This window comes from Bacillus sp. AL-1R (assembly GCF_052180195.1).
Lineage (GTDB): Bacteria > Bacillota > Bacilli > Bacillales > Bacillaceae_G > Gottfriedia.
The window spans coordinates 3315500-3339305 of the sequence record NZ_CP197469.1; the positions used below are offsets into that span (position 1 = coordinate 3315500).

General features: G+C 33.6%; 23 protein-coding genes and 1 other annotated feature. Of the genes, 3 read left to right on the forward strand and 20 right to left on the reverse strand.

The window, feature by feature from the left end:
* Nucleotides 1-31: 31 nt before the first annotated feature.
* From ACSBO6_RS15930 to ACSBO6_RS15955, 6 genes are all read right to left on the reverse strand, one after another.
* A complete protein-coding gene (locus ACSBO6_RS15930; RefSeq protein ID WP_098846394.1) occupies nucleotides 32-691 on the reverse strand; it encodes a tetratricopeptide repeat protein in 660 nt (219 codons plus the stop codon).
* Between the two features lie 185 nt (nucleotides 692-876).
* Nucleotides 877-1995 carry a tRNA 2-thiouridine(34) synthase MnmA gene (mnmA, locus tag ACSBO6_RS15935; RefSeq protein ID WP_098846395.1) on the reverse strand — a complete coding sequence of 373 codons (1119 nt, stop codon included), beginning with the start codon at nucleotides 1993-1995 and terminating at the stop codon, nucleotides 877-879.
* Between the two features lie 27 nt (nucleotides 1996-2022).
* Nucleotides 2023-3168: a cysteine desulfurase family protein gene (locus ACSBO6_RS15940; protein WP_098846396.1), complete on the reverse strand. Its 1146-nt coding sequence runs from the start codon at nucleotides 3166-3168 to the stop codon at nucleotides 2023-2025.
* A gap of 54 nt (nucleotides 3169-3222) precedes the next feature.
* Nucleotides 3223-3639 carry a cysteine metabolism transcriptional regulator CymR gene (gene cymR, locus ACSBO6_RS15945; RefSeq protein WP_056472685.1) on the reverse strand — a complete coding sequence of 139 codons (417 nt, stop codon included), beginning with the start codon at nucleotides 3637-3639 and terminating at the stop codon, nucleotides 3223-3225.
* Between the two features lie 301 nt (nucleotides 3640-3940).
* The gene (locus ACSBO6_RS15950) at nucleotides 3941-4153 is read right to left on the reverse strand and encodes a hypothetical protein (RefSeq protein WP_098846397.1); all 213 of its coding nucleotides are present in this window, start codon (nucleotides 4151-4153) and stop codon (nucleotides 3941-3943) included.
* Between the two features lie 43 nt (nucleotides 4154-4196).
* Nucleotides 4197-4529 carry a DUF4257 domain-containing protein gene (locus ACSBO6_RS15955; RefSeq protein ID WP_180232938.1) on the reverse strand — a complete coding sequence of 111 codons (333 nt, stop codon included), beginning with the start codon at nucleotides 4527-4529 and terminating at the stop codon, nucleotides 4197-4199.
* A gap of 298 nt (nucleotides 4530-4827) precedes the next feature.
* Here ACSBO6_RS15955 and ACSBO6_RS15960 point away from each other — a divergent pair, with 298 nt between their 5' ends.
* A complete protein-coding gene (locus tag ACSBO6_RS15960; protein WP_498843669.1) occupies nucleotides 4828-6588 on the forward strand; it encodes a hypothetical protein in 1761 nt (586 codons plus the stop codon).
* 169 nt (nucleotides 6589-6757) lie between these two features.
* Here the strand turns inward: ACSBO6_RS15960 and ACSBO6_RS15965 are convergent, their stop codons facing one another.
* Entirely contained in the window at nucleotides 6758-8047 is a 1290-nt protein-coding gene (locus tag ACSBO6_RS15965) for a replication-associated recombination protein A (RefSeq protein WP_098846400.1), read from the reverse strand.
* Between the two features lie 138 nt (nucleotides 8048-8185).
* On the opposite strand from ACSBO6_RS15965, the gene ACSBO6_RS15970 reads away from it, so the two are divergent.
* Both ACSBO6_RS15970 and ACSBO6_RS15975 read left to right on the forward strand, forming a co-directional pair.
* On the forward strand, nucleotides 8186-8617 hold the full coding sequence (locus ACSBO6_RS15970; protein WP_098846401.1) for an SANT/Myb-like DNA-binding domain-containing protein: 432 nt from the start codon (nucleotides 8186-8188) through the stop codon (nucleotides 8615-8617).
* Between the two features lie 99 nt (nucleotides 8618-8716).
* Nucleotides 8717-8935: a hypothetical protein gene (locus ACSBO6_RS15975; RefSeq protein ID WP_498843670.1), complete on the forward strand. Its 219-nt coding sequence runs from the start codon at nucleotides 8717-8719 to the stop codon at nucleotides 8933-8935.
* A gap of 56 nt (nucleotides 8936-8991) precedes the next feature.
* On the opposite strand, the gene ACSBO6_RS15980 is transcribed toward ACSBO6_RS15975, so the two are convergent.
* The 13 genes from ACSBO6_RS15980 to ACSBO6_RS16040 form a co-directional block, all read right to left on the reverse strand.
* Nucleotides 8992-9240 (reverse strand): hypothetical protein, encoded by a 249-nt coding sequence (locus tag ACSBO6_RS15980; RefSeq protein WP_098846403.1) that lies wholly within the window; start codon nucleotides 9238-9240, stop codon nucleotides 8992-8994.
* 80 nt (nucleotides 9241-9320) lie between these two features.
* A complete protein-coding gene (locus ACSBO6_RS15985; protein WP_098846404.1) occupies nucleotides 9321-10088 on the reverse strand; it encodes a tRNA threonylcarbamoyladenosine dehydratase in 768 nt (255 codons plus the stop codon).
* A gap of 165 nt (nucleotides 10089-10253) precedes the next feature.
* The gene (gene aspS, locus ACSBO6_RS15990) at nucleotides 10254-12023 is read right to left on the reverse strand and encodes an aspartate--tRNA ligase (protein ID WP_098846405.1); all 1770 of its coding nucleotides are present in this window, start codon (nucleotides 12021-12023) and stop codon (nucleotides 10254-10256) included.
* A 19-nt stretch (nucleotides 12024-12042) separates the two neighbouring features.
* Nucleotides 12043-13308 (reverse strand): histidine--tRNA ligase, encoded by a 1266-nt coding sequence (gene hisS / locus ACSBO6_RS15995; protein ID WP_098846406.1) that lies wholly within the window; start codon nucleotides 13306-13308, stop codon nucleotides 12043-12045.
* Between the two features lie 64 nt (nucleotides 13309-13372).
* Nucleotides 13373-13600, reverse strand: a binding site (T-box leader).
* Nucleotides 13601-13671: 71 nt separating this feature from the next.
* A complete protein-coding gene (locus tag ACSBO6_RS16000; RefSeq protein WP_088013656.1) occupies nucleotides 13672-13845 on the reverse strand; it encodes a hypothetical protein in 174 nt (57 codons plus the stop codon).
* A 165-nt stretch (nucleotides 13846-14010) separates the two neighbouring features.
* Complete coding sequence (locus ACSBO6_RS16005; protein WP_098846407.1) at nucleotides 14011-14190, reverse strand: hypothetical protein; 180 nt, start codon at nucleotides 14188-14190, stop codon at nucleotides 14011-14013.
* A 128-nt stretch (nucleotides 14191-14318) separates the two neighbouring features.
* Nucleotides 14319-14759, reverse strand: coding sequence for a D-aminoacyl-tRNA deacylase (gene dtd / locus ACSBO6_RS16010; RefSeq protein ID WP_098846408.1), 441 nt, complete (start codon nucleotides 14757-14759; stop codon nucleotides 14319-14321).
* 16 nt (nucleotides 14760-14775) lie between these two features.
* Nucleotides 14776-16971 (reverse strand): RelA/SpoT family protein, encoded by a 2196-nt coding sequence (locus ACSBO6_RS16015; RefSeq protein ID WP_098846409.1) that lies wholly within the window; start codon nucleotides 16969-16971, stop codon nucleotides 14776-14778.
* A 162-nt stretch (nucleotides 16972-17133) separates the two neighbouring features.
* Nucleotides 17134-17646: an adenine phosphoribosyltransferase gene (locus ACSBO6_RS16020; protein WP_098846410.1), complete on the reverse strand. Its 513-nt coding sequence runs from the start codon at nucleotides 17644-17646 to the stop codon at nucleotides 17134-17136.
* The gene (gene recJ / locus ACSBO6_RS16025) at nucleotides 17646-19997 is read right to left on the reverse strand and encodes a single-stranded-DNA-specific exonuclease RecJ (RefSeq protein ID WP_098846411.1); all 2352 of its coding nucleotides are present in this window, start codon (nucleotides 19995-19997) and stop codon (nucleotides 17646-17648) included. Before recJ ends, ACSBO6_RS16020 begins: the two co-directional genes overlap by 1 nt.
* Nucleotides 19998-20036: 39 nt before the next feature.
* Nucleotides 20037-20948, reverse strand: coding sequence for a cation diffusion facilitator family transporter (locus tag ACSBO6_RS16030; RefSeq protein ID WP_098846412.1), 912 nt, complete (start codon nucleotides 20946-20948; stop codon nucleotides 20037-20039).
* Nucleotides 20949-21083: 135 nt separating this feature from the next.
* Nucleotides 21084-23321, reverse strand: coding sequence for a protein translocase subunit SecDF (gene secDF / locus ACSBO6_RS16035; RefSeq protein ID WP_098846413.1), 2238 nt, complete (start codon nucleotides 23319-23321; stop codon nucleotides 21084-21086).
* 102 nt (nucleotides 23322-23423) lie between these two features.
* Nucleotides 23424-23702, reverse strand: coding sequence for a post-transcriptional regulator (locus tag ACSBO6_RS16040; RefSeq protein WP_098846414.1), 279 nt, complete (start codon nucleotides 23700-23702; stop codon nucleotides 23424-23426).
* Nucleotides 23703-23806: the final 104 nt, after the last annotated feature.

Sequence of the window (23806 nt, forward strand, 5' to 3'; positions counted from 1 at the left end):
CCACCTCCCCGAACTTACTTAAAAACTAGTTTCATTCCTCTTCTTTATTTTCAATCACTTTTAGAGCATGCATCGCAAGCATATGATCATCTTGACTTTCAATCGCTTTATTAAAATGATCTTTTGCAGTCGTAACTTGATCATTAAACATCGCAATAATGCCTAAATTATAGTGGGCATCAGCATGATATTCATCTAATTGTAAAACCTTTTCTAAATTCATTTTCGCTTCATCTAACATTTCTAATTTAGCTAAAGTAAGGCCATATTGGAATAATGCGTCTACATCTTGATCATCTAGCTCAATCGCTCGTTGAAAAAATGGAAGTGCAAATCGATCTTCTCCATTATTAACACAGCATAAACCTATCATAAAATGGACATCACTATCATTCATCCCAAGTTTCACACAATGTTGAAAATGTTTTTTAGCTAATTCAAACTTTCCATCTTCAAAATACACTGTCCCTACTGCATAATGTGCTGCTGCCAATTCCGGATCAATTTCTAAAGCCTTTTCAAAAAAACGACAAGCCCTTTCTACATCTCCCATCGAAAGTAAAAGTTGACCAAAATTAACATATGCTAATGAATTAGTAGGATTTTCTTCAATTTCTTTCGTTAAATAATTAGCTGCATCCTCTAAGTTTCCCTCTTGCAGTGCTGCTACTCCACGTTCAAAATTATTCATACATGACACCTCTATGTAGTTTCTTTCAATTATTTTTGGATAGACTTCAACAGTTTAGTATATCTATTTTACACTAACACACCATAGTTTACATTTCAAAGGAACGTTTCTTCAAAATTCAACGTTAAATCAGTATTTTCATTCAAAAAAAATAACCCCAACCATTTCGATTGGGGTAAATAGATTTATCTTAAATAGGTTAATTCCTTACCATCGATAAATGCACGATCAATTGTACCTCCACCTAGGCAGTCTGTTCCGTCATAAAATACAACGGCTTGTCCTGGAGTGATTGCACGAATTTTTTCGTGGCAAAGTATTCTTACTGAGTTATCATCTAAAATATGAACTGTTACCTCGTTATCTTCAGAACGATAACGGAATTTAGCAGTACATGTAAATGAGCCTTCTTTCGGTTTATCTGATGTCCAACTAATATCAGAAGCAAGTACTTCATTACTATAAAGTAAGTCATTGTGGAATCCTTGTTCAACTAATAAAACATTATTTTTTAAGTCTTTACCTACAACAAACCAAGGATCTCCATTTCCACCGATTCCAAGTCCATGACGTTGTCCAATTGTATAATACATTAGTCCATCATGTTTACCTTTCACTTCCCCGTTCATTGTTCTCATTTCACCAGGTTGTGCAGGTAAATAATTACTTAGAAATTCTTTAAAGTTACGTTCACCTATGAAGCAAATTCCAGTACTGTCCTTTTTCTTTGCTGTTGCTAAATCTGCCTCTTCAGCAATTTTACGGATTTCAGGCTTTAAATAGCCTCCAAGTGGGAACATAACTTTCGATAGTTGTTCTTGGCCAAGTTGATTTAAGAAATAAGTTTGGTCCTTGTTGCTATCGATTCCTCGTAACATTTTATATTCTCCGTCACGAAACTCAACACCGGCATAATGACCTGTTGCTACATAATCTGCTCCAAGTTCCATTGCATGTTCAAGAAATGCTTTAAACTTAATTTCTTTGTTACACATTACGTCTGGATTTGGCGTTCTACCTTTTTTATATTCATCTAAGAAATAAGTAAACACTTTATCCCAATATTGCTTTTCAAAATTCACTGCATAATACGGAATTCCTATTTGATTACAAACTGCAATTACATCTTCATAATCTTCAGTTGCTGTACATACACCAAATTCATCTGTGTCATCCCAGTTTTTCATAAAAATACCGATGACATCATATCCTTGTTGTTTCAATAAATATGCTGTTACAGATGAATCTACACCACCTGACATTCCTACTACTACGCGAGTGTCTTTTGGATCTTTTTTATTCATAAATAATATCCCCTCGCATTTTTAAATTTATATTTTAACTAATCGTTTTACAATTGAAGAAACACGCTCTCCAAGTATCCGGATTTGTTCGTCTGTATTTCCATAACCAAAACTGAATCGAATCGAAGAACGTATTTTAGGTGAATCGATTCCAAACATCTCAACTAAAACATGTGATGGATCTATGCTACCAGCTGTACAAGCAGACCCGCTTGATGCTGCTATGCCTGATAAATCAAGGTTTACCAAAAATGATTCAATTGAAATATCTTCAAATGATAAGTTTAACACATGTGGTGCAAAAAACGACTCATTTCCATTTTTTTCAAAACGAATTCCGTTTTCCTTTAGTACACTAAGTAAGATGTCACGGAAGCGCAAATAGTTTTTTACACGATCATCTCTTTCGATGTGAATGACTTCTACTGCTTTAGCTAATCCAACAATACCAGGAACATTTTCTGTCCCTGCACGACGTTTACGCTCTTGTTGTCCACCATATTGTAATTGTTTAAAAATCGCATTTTCACTTACATAAAGAAAACCTACACCTTTAGGTCCATTAATTTTATGTGAGGAAATGGATAAAAAGTCTACACCAAGTTCTTCAACATTAATTGGAATTAAACCGTAAGCTTGTACAGCATCTGTATGGAAATGAGCTTTATGGTTACTAAGAAGTTCACCTATTTCTTTAATTGGTTGAACTGTTCCGATTTCATTATTAACCATCATAATGGATACTAAAATCGTATCATCACGTAGTGCAGCTTTTACATCATCTACATTCACACGACCTGTATGATCAACAGGTAAATACGTAACCTCAAAGCCTTCCTTTTCAAGAGCCTGACATGTATGTAATATAGCATGATGCTCGATGCTAGAGGTAATAATGTGCTTACCATATTTTTGATTTGCATAAGCAGCGCCTAAAACAGCAAGATTATCACTTTCTGTTCCACCGCTTGTAAAAATAATTTCATTAACTTTTGATCCTATACTATTAGCACAAATCATGCGTGCAGTATCAATCTTTTGACGAGCTTGTCGACCAAATGAATGAATACTAGATGGATTTCCAAAAGTCTCTTGCATTTCGACAACCATCTTTTCAATTACTTCTGGATGCATTGGAGAAGTTGCAGCATGATCTACATAAATACGTTCCATTTTTATTAAATCCTTTCCTTATGAAGCGTTCAACTATCTTTGAACGCGCTAAAATTAAATATAAAACATATATCCATTTAAATCATCAGATTCTAATTTTGCTAAATCCTCAAGACTCGTATGGTCTAACACTTCATTAATCGCTTTTTGAACACGAGTCCATAACTCTCTTTGTGCAGGATTTTCATCTTCAAGATTTTCGATTGGAGATAATGATCCTTCAAGTGCAGTTATCACTTCCCCTGCAGAAATTTCATTTGGTTCCTTTGTTAAAATATACCCACCATATGCTCCGCGAATACTCTTAACTAATCCCGCATTACGTAATAATGAAATAATTTGTTCTAAATAATGCTCAGAAAGATTTTGTGCTTTCGCAATGCTCTTTAGAGAAATTGGTTTATCACAATATCTTTTTGCTAATTCAATCATAACTGTCAGTCCGTATCTTCCCTTTGTTGAAATCTTCATTAATTCACTCCGTTCAATAAACTGTATCTCTTATTTTAATCAGATTTATCCTATTTTTAAACTGTAGTAATACAATTATTGTACACTATTTAGCGTATAAATTCACATGTCAGGAAAAAAATGCACTAAACCAATTGGAAAAGTGCAATATCTATCTATAGTCGCTCCGTTTCTCAATTTCTCTATTTATCTAGTAGTTTAATAATCCCCACAAAAAAAAACACCCCTAATGTATTATAGTTAAACTATACAACATGATTGGTGTTTTCAATTTTAGTCTGTTTCATTTTTTGGGGTTTGCCTAACTTTTTAATTTACCAGCTCGCACGAATTGAGCAGCTGCTGCCTTTTCATCGAAATCTTCAACATTTTTTCTAGATTCTCTTATGTTATTTAAAAAGCTTACAATTTGGAATTCGATACTTTTTATTTCGTATTCAGTATCGGCATTTAACAAATCCTCTAATAAATCTAAATAAATGGCTTTCTCTTCAGGTGTTAGCGCTAGCCTCATTACATGCCTCCTTCAACTTTTGCTAAGTAAATTATTAAAAATACTACACAATTTGCTTAGAAATATTATGCAGTGAACTTACCCTTTCTCGTTCAGTGTTAAGTGCCCTACTTAAAAGAAAGCTTTGAGATGAGAGACCAGCTAATATACAGTATCCGATTACCATACGCATATCTTTTAACATGTTTTCTGGTATAAATAAAGAAACAAATAATGTTGCAGCTGTTGATCCAAATAAAATATCTGCAAGAAAACCTAAATAAAAGCCTTTCTTTCGTCTCACGGGGAGCATAATCGTACCTTTGTTAAACAGGATGTGAAAAATAAATCCGGTCACTCCACCAATGACAACTGCCAGGACATAGAGTTTAACCATGTTCATCCTCCATTCTTATTTTTAGGTACAAAAAAAATTCCTACTTTCTTTTCGAGAATAACTTAATCGAAATGATCGCAAGGATTGGACAAGTTCTATATAAAAATATGAACAGCTTGTTCTTATTATTATAATAAATTTTCAAAACATTTTGTAAAATTTATCCAATTATGACAAAAAATAAGTTAAAAGACCTGAATTTCTAAGTCATCGGATACACTACAAGACTATTTAACTATTTCCCATTACCCTTAATATGATATATTGGAATTAAAAAGAAGCTAGAGGAGGTTTTAAGTTGGCTGTACAAAGAAAATTCAAGAAAATAGTAAATCAATTACGCCATCAAGATCTTTATCAGCGTGCAAAAGGCATTGACCAACTTAGAAAGTCTCTTCGATCAGGTGCTTCTATTGAATCATTAATATATTTATTAGAAGAAGCGGGAACCAATTTCCCGAAATCAATAGAAGATTGGGATGATGGAAGCTATCACTTAGTTGGATTTTGTTCAGAGTTCGAATGCGAAGAATTAATAGCTCCAATCGAAAAGAATTTTGAAGCATATAGTGAACGAGCAAAACTTCAAGCGCTCTATTTATTAATAAGTCTGAAATCAGAGTTAGCAAGAGATGCTTATATACGAATCATTGAAAAAAATAGTAATCAATACTCGCTTGATATCGATGTTCAATTCATTTTCGAAGAGACAAATTGGGCTCCGGTACTCGTAAAAAAACTATTACATTTAATCGAAAATGAAGAAACTGCAATGTCTATTTTCCATCTGATTCTACTCTGTAAGAGGAATTCAATTCCGCTACCTTTTTCACCCGCTGAGAACGATTATATTACCGAACAAATAAAAGTTTTATATAAACTTAAACTGGATTCATATTTACATTATGATCAAGACTACAACTTAAAATATGTATACCAAGCTTGGAAGGAATCTTACCTCACCGTTCGAACAGAGATGGGTATTTTTCTTCAGTTGATGCAATATTATTATGATGATTGTATTCATGAAAATTTAAAAGAAGCACTTGAGTATAATGATCCTTACTTAAAAGTGGATGCTGTTATATCATTGATGGAACATGGCGTACAAATCGAAAAAGATATCCTTGATTATTGTGCTCATAATATTGAATCTGCTGTATGGTTTTATACGAAATTAAATGAATTTTCAAAGAAAGATATCTATACATTTACAGAAGAGCATCAACATAGTTTCGTGAAAAACAGACTATTTCTTTATTTAATTACTCATGAGGACTTTGGTGTGATTCCCGACGAGATCGAAATTATAAAGCGATATGATACTTCAAACTATTATGAACAAGAAGTAACTTATTATTTAACTAAATTTCGTAGTCAACAAGAAAATTGGGAAGAAAATGACTGGATGGCTGCTTATGTAGGAGCCTATATTACAGAACAAATTCCTAGTCCGCTTTTTTTTGATGAAACAATTACAGCATTTACAAAATGGGATCAATACACTGAGGATGAACATAAAACGCAGCTTGAATTATTGAATAAAGAAGAAAATGATAAATTAGGTCAAGAAGTCATTTTAGAATCAAAACCTAGCTGGCAGTTCGGGACTTATTTTCTAGGTTTTCTATCAGCTGTTCGAACTGGTACTGCTTTTGGCAATCACGATCCTATTTATTTTATCTTACTAGCATTACTATGGACTATTTTCTTATATAAAGTATATGCAACAATTCAATTACGAAAGAAGTCTAAAGTAATATTAACAAGTAGACAGTTAACCTTAAAGAAAGGTAATGAATTGAAGTCAATTGAGCTTCATAAGATTAATCGGATGACGATTGAACTTCGAAAATGGGGTAAAAACGACGGTAAGAAAGCAGCATATCAACGAAAAGTGAATTATATTGTTTTTTATGATAAAGATGACAAAGAGATTTTATCTATCCCTTCAACTTTTATTAAACCTGATTTACTTTTCCTCGAGATAAAATTATTAACTAGTCATTTAGTTGATTCTCCAACTATTGGCGTATTTGAAAATGATGTTAGTGCGTAAAAGCAAAGTCGAGACTCGAATCTCGACTTTTTTTATTCATGTTCCGTTCATATTAGGGTGTTATCCTATTACTAAAGATTATTATATTCTATATATTTTTACAGAGGACAGGATTCTTTATGTTTTCTAAGGAAGGTAGATTAAGCTACCTCCTCATTTATAAATTTACCTAATTACGATTTTTCTTAAACTGCTGTAGTTTTTCAAAAATGGCTCCGTAACGTTTTTCATTACCTGCTTCTTTTGGTTTGTAGTAAACTTGATTTACTAGTCGATCAGGAAGATATTGTTGATTTACCCAGCCGCCAAAATTCCCTAAAGGATGATCGTGGGGATAAATATAACCAATCCCATGCCCCATATCCTTTGCACCTGTATAATGACTATCTTTCAAATGCGCTGGAATATCGTCATGTAGCCCACTTCTGACATCATTTAAAGCTCGATCAATTGATGTAACACTAGAATTTGATTTGGATGACAAACATAGTTCAATTACCACGTTTGAAAGAATAATTCTTGCTTCAGGAAATCCAACTTGCTTTGCGGCTTCACAAGCCAGGACAACCTTCCAAGGTTCGCCAGCTAATCCGATATCCTCGTAAGCAATCACTAATAATCTTCGAATAATGCTCGTTAAATCGCCCGCTTCAATGAGCCTCGCCAAATAGTAAAGTGCTGCATTTACATCACTGCCTCGAATACTCTTTTGGAAACCAGACAATGTGTCGTAATGAAAATCTCCATTTTTATCATGATTAAAACCTTTCGAACGAAGAAATTCATCAATCACTTCATCTTGTACGATAATTGTTCCATCAGATTCCTTCGGTGACCCGTAGACAATTGACTCTAATATATTTAATGATGATCTTGCGTCACCATTTACGCCGTGAGCAATCTTTAATATTTGTTCCTCTGATATTTGCACTTGTAAATTTCCTAGTCCTCTTTCTTCGTCTCTTAAAGCTTTATCTAATAATTTATAAATATGTTTTGGTAAAAGCGGTTCTAATTTTAAAATATGGTTACAGCGTGAGCGTATTGCGCTGTTAACATCGTGATATGGATTCTCAGTAGTTGCTCCAATTAATGTGATAAATCCGCTTTCTACATATGATAATAAATAATCCTGTTGTAGCTTAGACCAACGATGTATTTCATCTGCAAAAAGAATGATCTCACCGAACATTTTCGCTTCATGAACAATATCATCAAGTTCTTTTTTACCAGAAGTAGTCGCATTTACAGTTACAAAACGTTTATCGACAGTACCTGCAATTGCATGGGCAAACGAAGTCTTACCAATTCCAGGTTCTCCGTGTATTAACATTGAAGGAACTCGTCCGCTATGTATTAATCGATATAACGCTGATTCTTTTCCGATAATTTTTTCCTGACCAATTAACTCATCAATCGTCCTTGGTCTCATACGATATGCTAGAGGTTCATGACTCATTTTTCTCCCTCCTTTATAACTCTTTTTACTATTGTAATTGAATTGGAAACATTTTTCATCTGCACCATGCAAATAATTAATTTTACTAACAATTTATTTGGTGAAGATAATAATAGATGAAATAAAGAAGGTGAAAAAATGAATGCTCAGAAAACAAAATGGTCACTTGAAGATGAAAACATATTAATTGAGCTAGTTGAAAAATATGAAAGTAAAGGTAAATCGAAACAAGAAGCATTCGAAATGGTTGCTAATATTATTAATCGGACAAAGGCAGCATGTGCTTCTAGATACCGAAAACTATCAAAAGATCAAGTTAGAGAAATAAATAATCCTAAAGAAGGTACTAAATTAAATAAACCTGTAAATCCTCCTTTATTAAATTTAGAAATGATTATCGAATTCTTATTGAATTTTGAACAAAATCAACAAGTTTCAAAGGAGAATATACTGTTAAAAGAAAGAGTAGAAAAATTAAAAAATGAAAATGAACATTTAACTAAAAAAATGGTTAATCTAAAAACATTAATCCAAAAGAAACAAAATATATTAATCAATCTAGCAGAATAAATTTGGACAAAATAATGTAAAACATTCACAGTATATTATGAATTGCTATATTGTATAATGTAGTAACAAATGGCATGTATTAGTAAGGAGTATATTTTGATGAATTGGAAAAAAGGCGGTTTATGGATTATCATATTTTTTATTATTAAAGGTACACTATCTACGCTTTTAATTATTACTGGTGCAAAATACTTTAACTTATCATATCTTCAAATTTTACTTCTTGTAGTCGGACTATTAATTATTTCTCTAATTGGACGTCAATTTGTGAGAAGACGTAAAAATAGCGCGAAAAATGAGAAGGATTTAACTATGTAACCCTCTAGGGTAATGTGTCCGAACTAAAAACCCCCAATAAATTTTGGGGGTCATTTTTACTTACTAGGCTTACGTTTATTCATTTCAATCGATTCCTCATCATTCACAACACCATCATTGCCAACCCTACCATTTTTCTCAACAACATTATTTTTCTTTTGATACTTGACATTAATCCGATTAGATAAATTGTCTACATGTTGCTGTTGTGGATCTTTTTCCACGTCACTTGTACTATTACAAGCAGTTAATAATGTTAAAGATAACGCGAAAGTGCAAAATACTTTCAAGGCTCTATTCAACATCAAACACCTCCTATTGAAGGTAGTTTTTGCATTAATAAATAAAAAACTGTAGGAAATTACTTCCTACAGTCAGTGTGTGGTTATTCTTTACCTACACGCTTAATTTCAATATCCTTTATTAATTCACGTACTGCATGACTAGCTGCGATTAAGCCAGCAACTGATGGTACAAAGGCATTTGAAGATGGTGGCATTTTTGCTTTACGTATTTTTGTATTTTCATCTGGTACGATTTCTTTACGTACATCTTCACGAATAACAATAGGACTTTCGTCTGAATAGACAACTGTTACTCCTTTTTGAATGCCTTCTTTACGAAGTTTAGTTCGAATAACCTTTGCAATTGGATCATGAGTTGTTTTTGATATATCAGCAATTTTAAATCGAGTTGGATCCATTTTATTCGCAGCACCCATACTTGAAATCAGTGGAATTCCACGACGACGACATTCTTTAATTAAGTGAATTTTATATGTAATTGTATCAGACGCATCAATTACAAAATCTAATGGAACTTCGAAAAACTTTTCAAATGTTTCTTCTGTATAAAACATTCTATGTGTAATTACTTCGCACTCAGGATTAATCTCAAGAATACGTTGTTTCATCATTTCTACTTTAGGCTCTCCAACTGTTGATAATAAAGCATGAATTTGTCTATTCACATTTGTAATATCAATAACATCTTTATCAACTAGAATTAAACGGCCGACTCCTGAACGTGCTAAAGCTTCTGCAGCAAATGAGCCAACGCCTCCAATACCTAAAATAGCTACCGTACTGTTTTGTAATCGCTCTAAACCTGCTTTACCAAAAGCAAGCTCATTACGAGAAAATTGGTGTAACATTTATTCAACTCCCACTATCTTAATCAGATTACAATGATTTAAATATACATGATACAAGCTATTGACATCAAGCTTGATTTAAAGAATATCAAAATTTTTCTTAATCTCCCAACAAGAAAAAGGAAAGGAGTAAGAAAATGAATTCCTTCACCCTTCCTTTTTATTTTACTCTTCTACAGTTGTTTTTAACGCTAATTCTTCTAATTGTCCAGAAGAAACTGGGCTTGGTGCATTTGTTAATAAACAACTTGCTGAAGCTGTTTTAGGGAATGCTATTGTGTCTCGTAAATTTGAGCGACCTGCAAGTAACATAACAATACGGTCTAAACCTAACGCAATTCCTCCGTGTGGTGGAGTTCCGTATTCAAATGCTTCCATTAAGAAACCAAATTGTTCTTGTGCTTCTTCTTCAGAAAATCCTAAGCATTTGAACATTTTTTCTTGTACGTCTCTTTCGTAAATTCGAACTGATCCTCCACCAAGTTCGTAACCATTTAATACTAGGTCATACGCTTGAGCTTTTACGCTACCTGGATCTGTGTCCAATTTATCAATATCTTCACGAACAGGTGAAGTGAATGGATGATGAGCAGCAAAATAACGATTTAACTCTGCATCATATTCAAGTAATGGCCAGTCAGTAACCCATAAGAAATTGAATTTAGATTGATCAATTAAATCTAAGTCTTTACCTAGTTTTAATCGAAGTGCACCTAAGCTATTTGCAACTACAGAAGCATCCGAAGCTACGAATAAAATTAAGTCTCCTGCTTCAGCTTCTACAGCTAATTTTAATGTAGCAAACTCTTCTTCACTAAAGAATTTAGCGATTGGACCTTTGAAACCATCTTCTTCAAGTTTTAACCAAGCAAGACCTTTTGCTCCATAACGACCGGCATATTCTTGAAGACCATCGATGTCTTTTCGAGAATAATTTGCTGCTTGACCTTTTACATTTAAACATTTTACTTGCCCACCGTTTTCAACAGCTGAAGTAAATACTTTAAATCCACTTTCTTTAGCGAACGATGAAACATCAATTAACTCTAATCCAAAACGAGTATCAGGCTTATCAGAACCGTAACGATTCATCGCTTCCTCATAGCTCATACGTGGAAGTGGCGTTACTAGTTCAACACCTTTTGTTTCTTTCATCATTTTAACCATCATTCTTTCAGACATTTCCATTATTTCCTCTTGAGAAAGGAAGCTAGTTTCAATGTCTATTTGAGTAAATTCTGGTTGACGATCAGCACGTAAATCTTCATCACGGAAGCATCGCGCAATTTGGAAATAGCGTTCAAATCCTGAAACCATTAATAATTGTTTAAAAATTTGCGGTGATTGTGGTAATGCATAAAACTCACCAGGATGTACACGACTAGGTACTAAATAGTCACGAGCTCCTTCTGGTGTACTCTTCGTTAAAATTGGCGTTTCAACTTCTAAGAAGTCTTCACCATCTAAGAAATCACGAATTGATTTTGTAATTTTTGAACGTAATTTAAATGTGTCATACATAACAGGACGACGTAAATCTAAATAACGATATTTTAAACGAAGGTCTTCTGCTACTTCCGTTTTATTTTCGATTGCAAATGGAGGATTCTTAGCTTTATTAATAATCTCAAGCTTTTCAACAGAAACTTCGATTGCTCCCGTTTCAAGATTTGTATTCGCTGTACCTTCACCACGAGATACGACTTTCCCGTGAACGTGAAGAATGAATTCATTACGTACAGTTTCAGCTAGCGCTAAAGCTTCACCTGAAGTTTCAGGATTAAAAACGATTTGTACAAGTCCAGAACGGTCACGTAAATCAATAAAGATTAATCCACCTAAATCACGTCTTTTTTGTACCCATCCTTTAAGAGTTACACTTTGACCAATATGTGATTCTCTTAATTCACCACATAAATGCGTTCGTTGTTCCATTTTCAATTCCCCCATTTGATTATTTAGAGCTTACGTATTTTACAAAGATGTCTAATGCAACTTCTTCTTGTGCACCAGTCTCCTGGTCTTTTAAATTAATGACTCCTCGAGATAATTCTTCCTCACCTAGAATCGCTACATATTTTGCTTTATAACGTTCCGCTGCTTTGAATTGAGCTTTTATTTTACGATCTTGGTAATCTTTTTCACAAACAAGACCAGCTTTACGCAATTGATATAAAATTGCAGTTGCTTCTTTTTTCACTTCTTCTCCAATTCCGATAATGAATACATCCATTTCTTGTTGAATTGGTAGTTCAATTCCTTCTGTTTCAAGCGCTAAAATTAAACGCTCTATACTTAACGCGAAACCAATACCAGGCGTATTCGGACCTCCGATTTCTTCAACTAATCCGTTATAGCGACCGCCACCACTTAAAGTTGAAATTGTACCGAATCCTTTTCCTTCTAACATAATTTCAAATACAGTGTGATTATAATAATCTAAACCACGTACTAAATTTGCATCAATTTCAAACGGAATTTTCATAGTTGTTAAGTAAGATTGAACAGCCTCGAAATAGTTCTTAGATTCTTCGTTTAAATATTCTAAAATCGAAGGTGCTGTCTTCATCGAAGGGTGATCATGATCTTTTTTACAATCTAATACACGTAATGGATTCGTTTCTAAACGATTTTTACAATCATTACACAACTCATGTGCTACCGGTTTAAAATGATTAACAAGTGCTTCACGGTGCGCTTTACGGCTATCTAAGTCACCCAAACTATTAAGAACTAACTTAACATTTTTCAAACCAAGACCACGATATAAATCCATAGATAGCGCTAATACTTCTGCATCGATAGAAGGATCATTACTACCTAAAGCTTCGATACCAAACTGTACGAACTGACGATAGCGACCCGCCTGTGGACGTTCATAACGGAACATAGGACCGATATAGTACAACTTAGTAGGTTGATTACTATTTCCAAACATTTTATTTTCAACATAAGATCGAGCGATTGACGCTGTACCTTCTGGACGTAATGTTAATTGACGATCTCCGCGATCTGTAAATGTGTACATTTCTTTTTGAACAATATCTGTTGTATCTCCAACACCACGTTGGAATAACTCGGTATGTTCAAAGATTGGTGTACGAATTTCGTTATAGTTATATCGTTTACATAAGTCTCTAGCAAACTTTTCAATATACTGCCATTTTTCAATTGTACCTGGTAAAAGATCCTGAGTACCTCTTGGGATATTAATCGACATTGTAAATCCTCCTAAATAAACCTTTATAAATACAAAAAACCCTCGTTCCTACTGAAATAAAAACAGTAGGGACGAGAGTTATAAGCCCGTGGTGCCACCCTAATTGAAGAACAAAAAACTGTTCTCCCACTTTCATCGTTAACGCCGATTACGTTTATCCTTACTAGAAATCGTTCAGAATAAAGCCTCGGGAGTGTCTTTCAAATAGTCTACTTGTGGAAATGCTCTCAGCCACGGCACTTCCTCTCTCTCCAAGAGATCCTATCCTACTTTTCTCCGTCTATGGAATGTTCGTATGTATCAATATGTTATTTAATATCTTACGTTCGGATCCAACAAATGTCAAGAACAGTTAAAAATTTTTTACGAACGCTCCAACTGTCTTTTCAAATCACGCACTTCTCTTAATGTTAAACCAAACTCACTTGCCATCTCTAAAGAATTGGATTCTTGTCCTCTATTTTGAAATTCATGAAAATCCATATTCAAGACACCTTTTCTACCTGACCCTAGACTATTACGATTATTTATTCTCATGCTGCAGTCTCCTTCCAAGTATGTTGTTATATAGGATGTCCAATTAATTAGTCGATTAAACAATTAATATTTGTGGTGAAGGATTTATTTGATTTGATATTTTTTGTTCTGTAATTATCTAAATCAAAGTTCTTCTCAATAAAAAAACCATGGTGCACCCCATGGCTAAAAAAATACTCTTAGTGTAGATTGTATGCTTTCAACTGATCCGTCAATGAAATACATAAGTCCGTAATAAACTAGGATAATTAAAATAACAAATAAAAGTGCTTTAAAGAAGCTTTTGAGGATCGTAAACAAAATTACTCCAGCGATAAGGATTAACACGATTGTAATTATGTCCATATAGTACCTCCTCTAAAATTCTTTTAAGAACTGGTGTACTTCAGTATATTCGCTTTAATAAGTTATTATTTTAATAATTAATTTGTCCAAAAAAAATGCCTCCTTTTTGGCAAAGGAGGTAGGCTATCTTATTTACTTTCAATCATAATGGTAATTGGTCCCCAGTTTGTAAATGTTACATCCATATCTGCACCAAAAATACCCGTTTGTACTTCATATCCTTGTTCGCGTAAATATGAATTAAAATATTCGTATAATTCATTTGCGATTTCTGGCTTGGCTGCATCTGTGAAACTAGGACGTCTACCTTTTCTCGTATCACCATATAAAGTGAATTGAGAAACGGATAGAATCTGGCCACCAACATCATTTAATGATAAATTCATTTTTCCTAGTTCGTCTTCAAAAATTCTTAGGTTAACTGCTTTGTCAGCACAATATTTTACATCTTCAATTGTATCTTCATGCGTTATTCCGACTAGCAATAATAACCCTTTAGGTATTTGACCAACTATTTGTCCGTCGACTACCACTTTTGCTTCTTTTGTGCGTTGTAATAATACTTTCATAAGTGGCACCTCCTATTTAGTGGAAAATACGTCTCACAGAGTAAATGTCTGGAATTTGTTTAACTTTATCCACTACTTTTTGCAGGTGGTTTATATTACGAATAGACAAACTCATTGTAATAGTTGCCATTTTATTTCGATCATTTTTTCCTGTTACTGAAGAGATATTCGTTTTAGTTTCATTTACTACTGAAAGAACTTCATTTAAAAGACCACGACGATCGTATCCGAAAATTTCTATATCAACATTATAATCGCGTTCGAACGTAGGACTTTCCTCCCAGTCAACTTCAATAAAGCGATCTTCTTCACTATCATTTAGCATGTTTACGCAATCGCTTCTATGAACTGAGATTCCTCTGCCTTTTGTGATATAGCCAACAATATCATCACCAGGTACAGGATTACAGCATTTTGATAAACGGATCAGTAAATTATCTACGCCTTTTACAGAAATACCAGCATCTTTTCGACGTGATGGCGCCTTTTTAAGGTCCGAAGAAAGTTCTTTTAATCGGTCTTCTAGCTCAATTTCCGTACGTTTACGGAATTTATCTGTTAAACGATGAGCAATCTGTGTTGCTGTAATTCCATTGTATCCAACGGCTGCATACATATCTTCTGCATTAGAGAAATTAAATTTCTCTGCGACGCGTTTTAAATTTTCAGACGTTAACACTTCTTTTAAATCACATTCTAGCGCTTTAATTTCTTTTTCAACTAATTCTTTGCCCTTTTCAACATTCTCTTCTCTTCTTTGCTTTTTAAAATATTGACGGATTTTATTTTTAGCATGTGAAGACTGAGCGACCTTTAACCAGTCTTGGCTAGGTCCATAAGAATGTTTTGATGTCATAATCTCAACGATATCACCAGTTTTAAGTTTATAATCAAGTGGCACCATTTTCCCATTTACTTTTGAACCAATTGTTTTATTACCGATTTCAGAGTGAATTCGGTAAGCAAAATCAATCGGTACAGATCCTAGTGGTAATTCAAACACATCACCTTTTGGAGTAAATACAAACACCATATCAGAGAATAAGTCCATTTTTACTGATTCCATAAACTCTTCTGCATTTGTAGAATTATCTTGCCATTCAATAATTTCACGGAACCAACTTAATTTATTTTCTAACGTTTTTTGTGAAGTAGGATTTACATTATCTTCTTTGTATGCCCAGTGTGCTGCAACACCATACTCAGCAATTTGGTGCATTTCGTGTGTTCGAATTTGCACTTCTAGCGGTTCACCTTTTGGACCGATTACAGTTGTATGAAGAGATTGATATAGATTTGCCTTAGGCATGGCAATATAATCTTTAAAACGACCTGGCATTGGTTTCCAGCATGTATGAATAACGCCTAAAACAGCGTAGCAATCTTTAATACTATTAACAATTACACGTACAGCTAATAAGTCATAGATCTCGTTAAATTGCTTATTTTGCTTAGCCATTTTATGATAAATGCTATAAATATGCTTAGGACGTCCAGAAATTTCTGTTTTAATTTCTACATCTTCAAGTTGAGTCGAGATTTCGTTTATAACCTCTTCTAAATATTGCTCGCGCTCTGCTCTTTTTCGCTTCATTAAGTTAACTATTCGATAGTATTGCTGTGGATTTAAATAGCGTAACGCTGTGTCTTCTAGCTCCCACTTAACTTTACTAATCCCTAGTCGATGAGCAAGAGGTGCAAATATTTCTAATGTTTCATTCGCAATTCGCATACGTTTTTCTTGAGGTAAATGTTTTAACGTTCTCATATTGTGAAGGCGATCGGCTAATTTAATTAATATTACTCTCAAGTCCTGTGCCATCGCTACAAACATTTTGCGATGATTTTCAGCTTGCTGTTCTTCCTTCGATTTAAACTTAATTTTACCTAATTTTGTTACACCATCTACAAGCATAGATACTTCTTTGCCAAAATGGTTTTCTAAGTCCTCTTTAGATACTTCAGTATCCTCTACTACATCATGAAGAAACCCAGCACTAATGGTTGTAGCATCCATCTCTAAGCCAACAAGGATACCTGCTACTTGAACCGGGTGTATAATATATGGTTCACCTGACTTACGAAATTGCTCACTATGTGCATCACGAGCATATTCATAAGCACGTTTAATAAACGCCACATCATCTTCTTTTAAATAATGGGTCGCTTGCTCTAAAACCTGTTCTGCTGTCAAAACTTGCTCAGTAGCCATCTAATCACCTTAAATCATTATTTCTTCTATTATCATGAAAATTTCGTTTTTTGTAAAGCAGGAGTCGTCAAATTTCATTTTTTTTTGCAGATCTTTGATAGAAAAAGAGCACTCTGATTAATCAGAGTACCCTGTTTGGATAACATTATAATATGTTAAAAATTAATATGTCATTAGTGTAAATATATCATAACCTTCTAATTTTTTACGACCTTCTAAGTAAGAAAGCTCAATTAAGAAAGCAATCCCTACTACAATTCCACCTAATTCTTCAACTAGTTTGATTGTAGCTTCAATCGTACCACCAGTAGCTAATAAATCATCAGTGATCAGTACACGTTGACCTGGTTTAATAGCATCTTTATGCATTGTTAACGTATTTGTACCATATTCTAAATCGTAGTTGTAGCTAATAACTTCACGAGGTAATTTACCTGGTTTACGAACAGGTGCAAAACCTATTTCTAAAGCGTAAGAAATTGGACAACCAACGATAAATCCACGTGCTTCTGGTCCAACTACTAAATCAACATTTTTTTCTTTCGCATAAGCTACGATTTGATCAGTTGCTTCTTTATAAGCTTTTCCATCATTCATTAATGATGAAATATCTTTAAACTGAACGCCTTCTTTAGGCCAGTCCGGTACAATCGTTATATAATCTTTTAAATTCATTAAATAAGTGCCTCCCCATTTTCGGAAAAATGACTTTTCATATTTTGAAAAAATGTAGTTAATTCATCACATTTTGAGTACAGAAATAAACGTTCTAGTTCAATACTAGCTAATTTTCTTGCATACGTATTAGATAAAGAGAGATCTTTCTTCTCAGTTTGTGGCAACAAACGAATTTTTCCATCCTCTATTGTAACAAATTCTAAATCAAAAAACACCTTTGTCATAAAATCGACTTGTTCTTTTTTCCATCCCATCTTACGACATAATGCCACTTCATACATGTTCATGTCAAATGGATTAGTATTCGCTAGGATTGAATAGAATTTTTTAAAACTTTCTCTACTTGGAATTGGTGAGAAGAAATGTAATTCTTCTTGATTGAAAATTAAGTAGATGCGTTCAGATAAACCATGACGAAAAACTTCTTTCAAATCATTTTTAGAATTAGGTAAATCAAGTAGGATCACATAATTATTTTGTATATTAATATCTAAGTTTAGTACATCTTCATATGAAACAAACTTAGAAATAGGATATTTAGATTTTAAATTTTCATACTCATTTGATGATTGATGTAAAAATATGAATTTTTCTTCGGTACGAGGTAAAGTTAATCGATGTGGTTCTTGACCTCTTAAGTCAAACAACTGCCAATGATTTACTTTTATATCATGAATCATCAACTGTGGCTTACGTTTACCATTCCATTCGTTAATAGAAGCCATTCCTAAACAAGATACTTTTGATCCACTTGCAATTTCATTAGCAACATGTCCAAATCCAAACCCTACAGCATCAAGGAATGTATTTTCATCTTTTAGTTGTACTTTCAGATGTGCTCCTTCATTACCGATTTGTTTAATATTTAGAGCATCAACCTCGTTTATTTCTATAACGGGTTTTGGATTATGCATCCCAAAAGGTGCTAGCATATTTAATTCATTAATAAATGAGATTGAAACTTCACTAGCCTGACATGTTATATCGACTTCTTTTAATGGAATAAAATCTTCATCTTTCATAATTAGATCTGCATATTCGTTTAAACGATGTCTTAATATCTCGACATCCTCAATAGCCAATGTCATACCAGCAGCAAGTGTATGACCTCCAAAATGAGGTAAAATATCTTTACATTTTGTTAAGTTTTCAAATAAAGAAAAACCTTCAATACTCCTTGCTGAACCTTTTGCTATTCCTTTTTCACGATCGATACTTAAAACAATTACTGGTTTATAAAAACGATCCACTAATTTCGATGCAACGATTCCAACTACGCCAGCATTCCAGCCTTCTTTTGCGACTATAATCACTTTATTTGAACAAGAAGTATCAAGTTCGTTCACTTGCCTTATTGCCTCTTCTGTCATACGTGAAACTAATTCTTGTCTTTCCTTATTTAAGACTTCAATTTGCTCAGCTCTTTTTTTAGCAAGTGCTCGATCATTTTCTAAAATTAATTCTACTGCAGGCTTAGCATCACCAAGTCTACCAACTGCGTTAATTCTAGGACCAATTGCAAATCCAATTGTTTCTTCCGTAATGGAATCTGTCGTTGTTCCACTAATTTCTAAAAGGGCTTTTAATCCTTCACGCTGAGTTTGCTTTAGTTGCCTTACACCTTTTTTTACAATTAAACGATTTTCATCCACTAAAGGTACTAAATCAGCAACAGTTCCAATAGAAACTAGCTCCAAATATTCCTCGGGCTCCCTACCTAATAATGCAGAAGCGAATTTAAATACAACTCCTACACCTGCTAATTCTTTAAATGGATAGCTAGGGCTTAACTTTGGATGAATAATAGCTATAGCGTTTGGTAATTCTTCTGGTGGTTCATGATGATCCGTAATAATTACATCTATGCCTAGTTCATTTGCAAATTTTACTTCTTCTGCTGCAGAAATACCTGTATCCACAGTAATGATCAAAGAATAACCTTGTTCATTAGCCCAACTAAATGCATTTTTATTTGGACCATACCCTTCAGTAAAACGATTTGGTATATAAAAATCTACTTTTGCTTCTAATTCCATTAATGTTAAATACAATACTGAAGTACTGCTAACTCCATCTGCATCATAATCGCCAAAAATTAATATTTTTTCATTTTCTTCAATCGCTTGAAATACTCTGTCAATTGCAATATCCATACCCTCTAATAAAAACGGGTCATGAAAGTTCATTTGATCTTCATATAAAAACTTACTTGCTTCATCTACTGTCTTAAATCCACGAGTAACAAGTAGTTTTGCTAATAGAGGGGAAATCTGTAATTCTTTACTTAATATTTGCTCTTCTTGGTGATTCGATAATTTCGGTTTCCAACGTGCTTTTGACTTTAACAATACTCTCACCCCTAACTGTACTATTATACTAAAGTAAACTTATTGGATGAAAGAGTTATTTTTATCATTATATGGATTAATATGGACAAAAACATTTTCCACATCTTTTTGTTCCATCAACTTTGCTTTAACATTTTTTCCAATCTTATGTCCTTCTTCTACCGTTATATATGGGTCTACGGAGACTTTTATATCAATTATGACGTAATAGCCGTGTTCCCTTGCATAGAGAGAATTTATTTCTTTAACTCCTACTACATTCTTAACGATTTCTTTATATGGTTTAATATCTTCTTCATGAAGGACATGATCCATTGTCGTATGTATTGATTCCGCTCCAATATCCCACGCCATTTTTAAAATCATAATTGCTACAATAAGACCAGCAGCAGGATCTGCATATAAAAGTATTGGCATATTAAATTTAGTACCTAAAATTGCAATTCCAATACCAACCATAGCTGCAGCAGATGAGTATACATCAGAGCGATGTTCATATGCATTAGCGATAATTGCGTCACTATTTAACCTTTTCCCTAAAGCATATTTATAACGAAACATCCATTCTTTTAAAAATATAGAGATAAAAGCTGCAAATAAAGCAATTAACTCTGGTGGATGGACGGGCTTAAAAAATGCTGTTATAGAGGATTTAGTTATTTCAATTCCAACGATAAATAAAAGTACTGCAACAATAATTGCAGCAATTGATTCAGCTTTACCATGGCCATAAGGGTGATCCTCATCAGGCGGCATCTTCGCAGCTCTTAAACCAAATAAAACCGCAATTGAACCAATCACATCTGATGCAGAATGTACTGCATCTGCCATTAACGCTTTACTATTTCCAATATATCCAATAATCGCTTTCACAATTGCCAGAAGTAAATTTCCATATATCCCGATATAAGCCCCCTTCTTGGCTTCCTTATAACGCTCTTCTTGTTCCATATACTTTACCTACTTCCCTTTTTCTAACTCAAAAAAATACACTTTACATTTTTAACACATTATATTAGTATCTTCAATTCTTAATGAATTTAATACAAAAAAAGAGTATAAGCAAAAGCCTATACTCTTTTAACATTATTTAGCTTCTTCAACATCGATTACTTGGTTTTTATCAAGTTGACGACCTTTAATAAATAACCAAATTTGTGAAGCGATAAAGATTGACGAATATGTTCCAACAACTAAACCTACTAATAATGCGATTGAGAAGTTTAAAATTGCATGACTTCCGAATAAAAGCAATGCAAGTACTGCTAATAATACAGTTAGTACTGTTTTAACAGATCGACCTAAAGTTTGGCGAATTGAATCATTTACAACTTCATTCAATTCTTCTCTAGTGCGAATTTTCTTCTTAAGCTTCATATTTTCGCGAACTCGGTCAAATGTAACAATCGAGTCATTAATAGAATAACCGACAATCGTAAGAACCGCCGCGATGAATGTTATATCTACTTCTAATCTAAATATACTAAATACTACAACAATGAAGAATGCATCATGTAGTAGGGCAATTACTGAAGCAATTGCATAAGAGAATTGGAAACGTATTGATACGTAAAGAATAATACCTGCTGATGCGATGATCAGTGCTTTAATGGCATTACCTGCTAATTCTCTACCAACAATAGGATCAACCGTACTTACGTTTGGTTCTACCCCAAATTTAGTTGTAAAATCTTTTTTCAAATCATTAATCTGATCTTTTGTTAATACACCTTTAAATACGATTGAACCTGTTTTTGCATCATTTGTCGAAACAGTAATACTTTCAGGCTTCAAGTTCATTTTTGAGATTTCATCATTAACAACTTGTTTTGTAACAGCTGATTTTGATTCAAATGTTACACGTGTACCACTTGCAAAATCAATTCCTAAATTTAATCGGAAAATAGAAAGTAGAATACCCCCTATAATTACTATAACGATTGAAAAATAAACAAATTTTCGGCCAATGCTTACAAAATTGACTTTATCATATTTTGTAGGTGGATGAGCTAGATTATGATTTAAACCAAGGATTTCACTTTGTTTTACACCAAACCATGTTTTCTTATTATTTAAGTAACGACTTTGAACTAATAAAGAAAGTAATAATCGAGTACCGAACACGGCAGTTAAAAAGCTTACTAAAATACTAACAATTAAACTTGTTGCAAATCCTTTTACAGAGCTTGTACCGAATGAGAATAATACCGCAGCAGCAAGTAAAGTTGTAATATTCGCATCAAAAATCGTTCCAAATGAACGCTGATTACCTGCACGATACGCAGATGCAACTGATTTTCCTAGTTTAAGCTCGTCTTTCAATCTCTCAAAAGTGATAATATTGTTATCAACCGCAATACCAACACCAAGTATTAACGCCGCAATACCAGGAAGTGTTAATACTGCATTCATGCCGTCAAATACAAGTAATGTTACGTATGTATAAGCTATTAACATAATGCTTGCGATTAAACCTGGTAAGCGATAGAAATAGAGCATAAATAAGAAAATAACTGATACGCCAATAATTCCAGCAAAAATTGTTTCATTCAGAGCATCTGTACCAAATTTAGCACCGATTGATGTTGAATACATCTCTTCAAGTTGAACTGGAAGAGCCCCAGCATTTAATAAGTCTGAAAGTTCTTTTGCACTTTCAACTGTAAATGTAGAACCAACAATAGAAAGTGAATCATCGGTAAATACTTGATTTACACTTGCTGCAGATAAGAATTTAGGCTTTGCTTTTGCCGATTCCTTTTTAAAAGAGTCTTCTCCTTCTTTGAAATCTAACCAAATAACCATCATATTATTTGGAGCACCCATATTTAACACTTTAGTTGTTACATCTTTAACCTTAGAAGCATCCTTGAATGTAATTGATACACTAGGCTTACCCATTTGGTCAAATGTTTGCTTTGAAGCGCCTTCTTTCAAATCCGCTCCAGTCATTAGAACCTTATCATTTACGTCACGAATTGTTAAGTTCGCTTCCGTAGAAAGAATATCACGTGCCTTAGCTTGATCCTTTATACCAGCTAATTGTACACGAATACGATCTTTCCCTTCGATTTGAATATTTGGTTCACTTACTCCTAATACGTTTACACGTTTTTCAAGAGCTTTTGCTGTACTTACTAAAACATTTTTGTTTATTACGTCGCCTTTCTTAATCGGCTTAACTTTATAAAGTACCTCAAACCCACCCTGAAGATCCAGACCAAGCTTAATCTTATTCGCGGTACCAAAGATAGTTGTGCCAATTACTGCTGCTAATACAGCAATAATTAAGAAGAAGGCAACAATTCTGTTACGCTTCACCATGTTGTGAATTTCCTCCTCTAACTAGTTCAAGTTCTAGTACGAAAATGGTATATTGTCATTCTTATATTATACAAATGCAATTTTTTTATTGTCAATTAATGGTTAAACTGACTCCCCAAACTGCCAAGTAGGTGATTTAAATGCTTCGATTCGAATATAATTCATATAATCGTTTACAGTTAATGAGAGTATGTCTTCTACCAGTTGAAAAAGCTTTGGTTCGTCCTCTTTCTTTCGCCATGATGTTCTTTCGAGGCATTCCCATAAGTCATCCTCACTGACAGTATCGAATCCAAGCATTCTAAATTCATCCAGTTTACTTTCAATAACTACTTGTAGCATAGGTTTAAATTCCGCAGCTTGTTGATGAAAAGTCGACATACTCTTCCCCCCTAATTTTCTGTATTTTTAGAAAAATGATTTTAGACCTTCACATTTCAATTACTAGATGTTGAACTAACTTGTCATGCTTGCCTACATTTCTA

Bases quoted from the DNA above. Each gene is read 5' to 3' on its own strand.
- ACSBO6_RS15930 (WP_098846394.1), bottom strand. From the start codon at position 691: ATGAATAATTTTGAACGTGGAGTAGCAGCACTGCAAGAGGGAAACTTA.
- mnmA (WP_098846395.1), bottom strand. From the start codon at position 1,995: ATGAATAAAAAAGATCCAAAAGACACTCGCGTAGTAGTAGGAATGTCA.
- ACSBO6_RS15940 (WP_098846396.1), bottom strand. From the start codon at position 3,168: ATGGAACGTATTTATGTAGATCATGCTGCAACTTCTCCAATGCATCCA.
- cymR (WP_056472685.1), bottom strand. From the start codon at position 3,639: ATGAAGATTTCAACAAAGGGAAGATACGGACTGACAGTTATGATTGAA.
- ACSBO6_RS15950 (WP_098846397.1), bottom strand. From the start codon at position 4,153: ATGAGGCTAGCGCTAACACCTGAAGAGAAAGCCATTTATTTAGATTTA.
- ACSBO6_RS15955 (WP_180232938.1), bottom strand. From the start codon at position 4,529: ATGGTTAAACTCTATGTCCTGGCAGTTGTCATTGGTGGAGTGACCGGA.
- ACSBO6_RS15965 (WP_098846400.1), bottom strand. From the start codon at position 8,047: ATGAGTCATGAACCTCTAGCATATCGTATGAGACCAAGGACGATTGAT.
- ACSBO6_RS15970 (WP_098846401.1), top strand. From the start codon at position 8,186: ATGAATGCTCAGAAAACAAAATGGTCACTTGAAGATGAAAACATATTA.
- ACSBO6_RS15975 (WP_498843670.1), top strand. From the start codon at position 8,717: ATGAATTGGAAAAAAGGCGGTTTATGGATTATCATATTTTTTATTATT.
- ACSBO6_RS15980 (WP_098846403.1), bottom strand. From the start codon at position 9,240: ATGTTGAATAGAGCCTTGAAAGTATTTTGCACTTTCGCGTTATCTTTA.
- ACSBO6_RS15985 (WP_098846404.1), bottom strand. From the start codon at position 10,088: ATGTTACACCAATTTTCTCGTAATGAGCTTGCTTTTGGTAAAGCAGGT.
- aspS (WP_098846405.1), bottom strand. From the start codon at position 12,023: ATGGAACAACGAACGCATTTATGTGGTGAATTAAGAGAATCACATATT.
- hisS (WP_098846406.1), bottom strand. From the start codon at position 13,308: ATGTCGATTAATATCCCAAGAGGTACTCAGGATCTTTTACCAGGTACA.
- ACSBO6_RS16000 (WP_088013656.1), bottom strand. From the start codon at position 13,845: ATGAGAATAAATAATCGTAATAGTCTAGGGTCAGGTAGAAAAGGTGTC.
- ACSBO6_RS16005 (WP_098846407.1), bottom strand. From the start codon at position 14,190: ATGGACATAATTACAATCGTGTTAATCCTTATCGCTGGAGTAATTTTG.
- dtd (WP_098846408.1), bottom strand. From the start codon at position 14,759: ATGAAAGTATTATTACAACGCACAAAAGAAGCAAAAGTGGTAGTCGAC.
- ACSBO6_RS16015 (WP_098846409.1), bottom strand. From the start codon at position 16,971: ATGGCTACTGAGCAAGTTTTGACAGCAGAACAGGTTTTAGAGCAAGCG.
- ACSBO6_RS16020 (WP_098846410.1), bottom strand. From the start codon at position 17,646: ATGAATTTAAAAGATTATATAACGATTGTACCGGACTGGCCTAAAGAA.
- ACSBO6_RS16030 (WP_098846412.1), bottom strand. From the start codon at position 20,948: ATGGAACAAGAAGAGCGTTATAAGGAAGCCAAGAAGGGGGCTTATATC.
- secDF (WP_098846413.1), bottom strand. From the start codon at position 23,321: ATGGTGAAGCGTAACAGAATTGTTGCCTTCTTCTTAATTATTGCTGTA.
- ACSBO6_RS16040 (WP_098846414.1), bottom strand. From the start codon at position 23,702: ATGTCGACTTTTCATCAACAAGCTGCGGAATTTAAACCTATGCTACAA.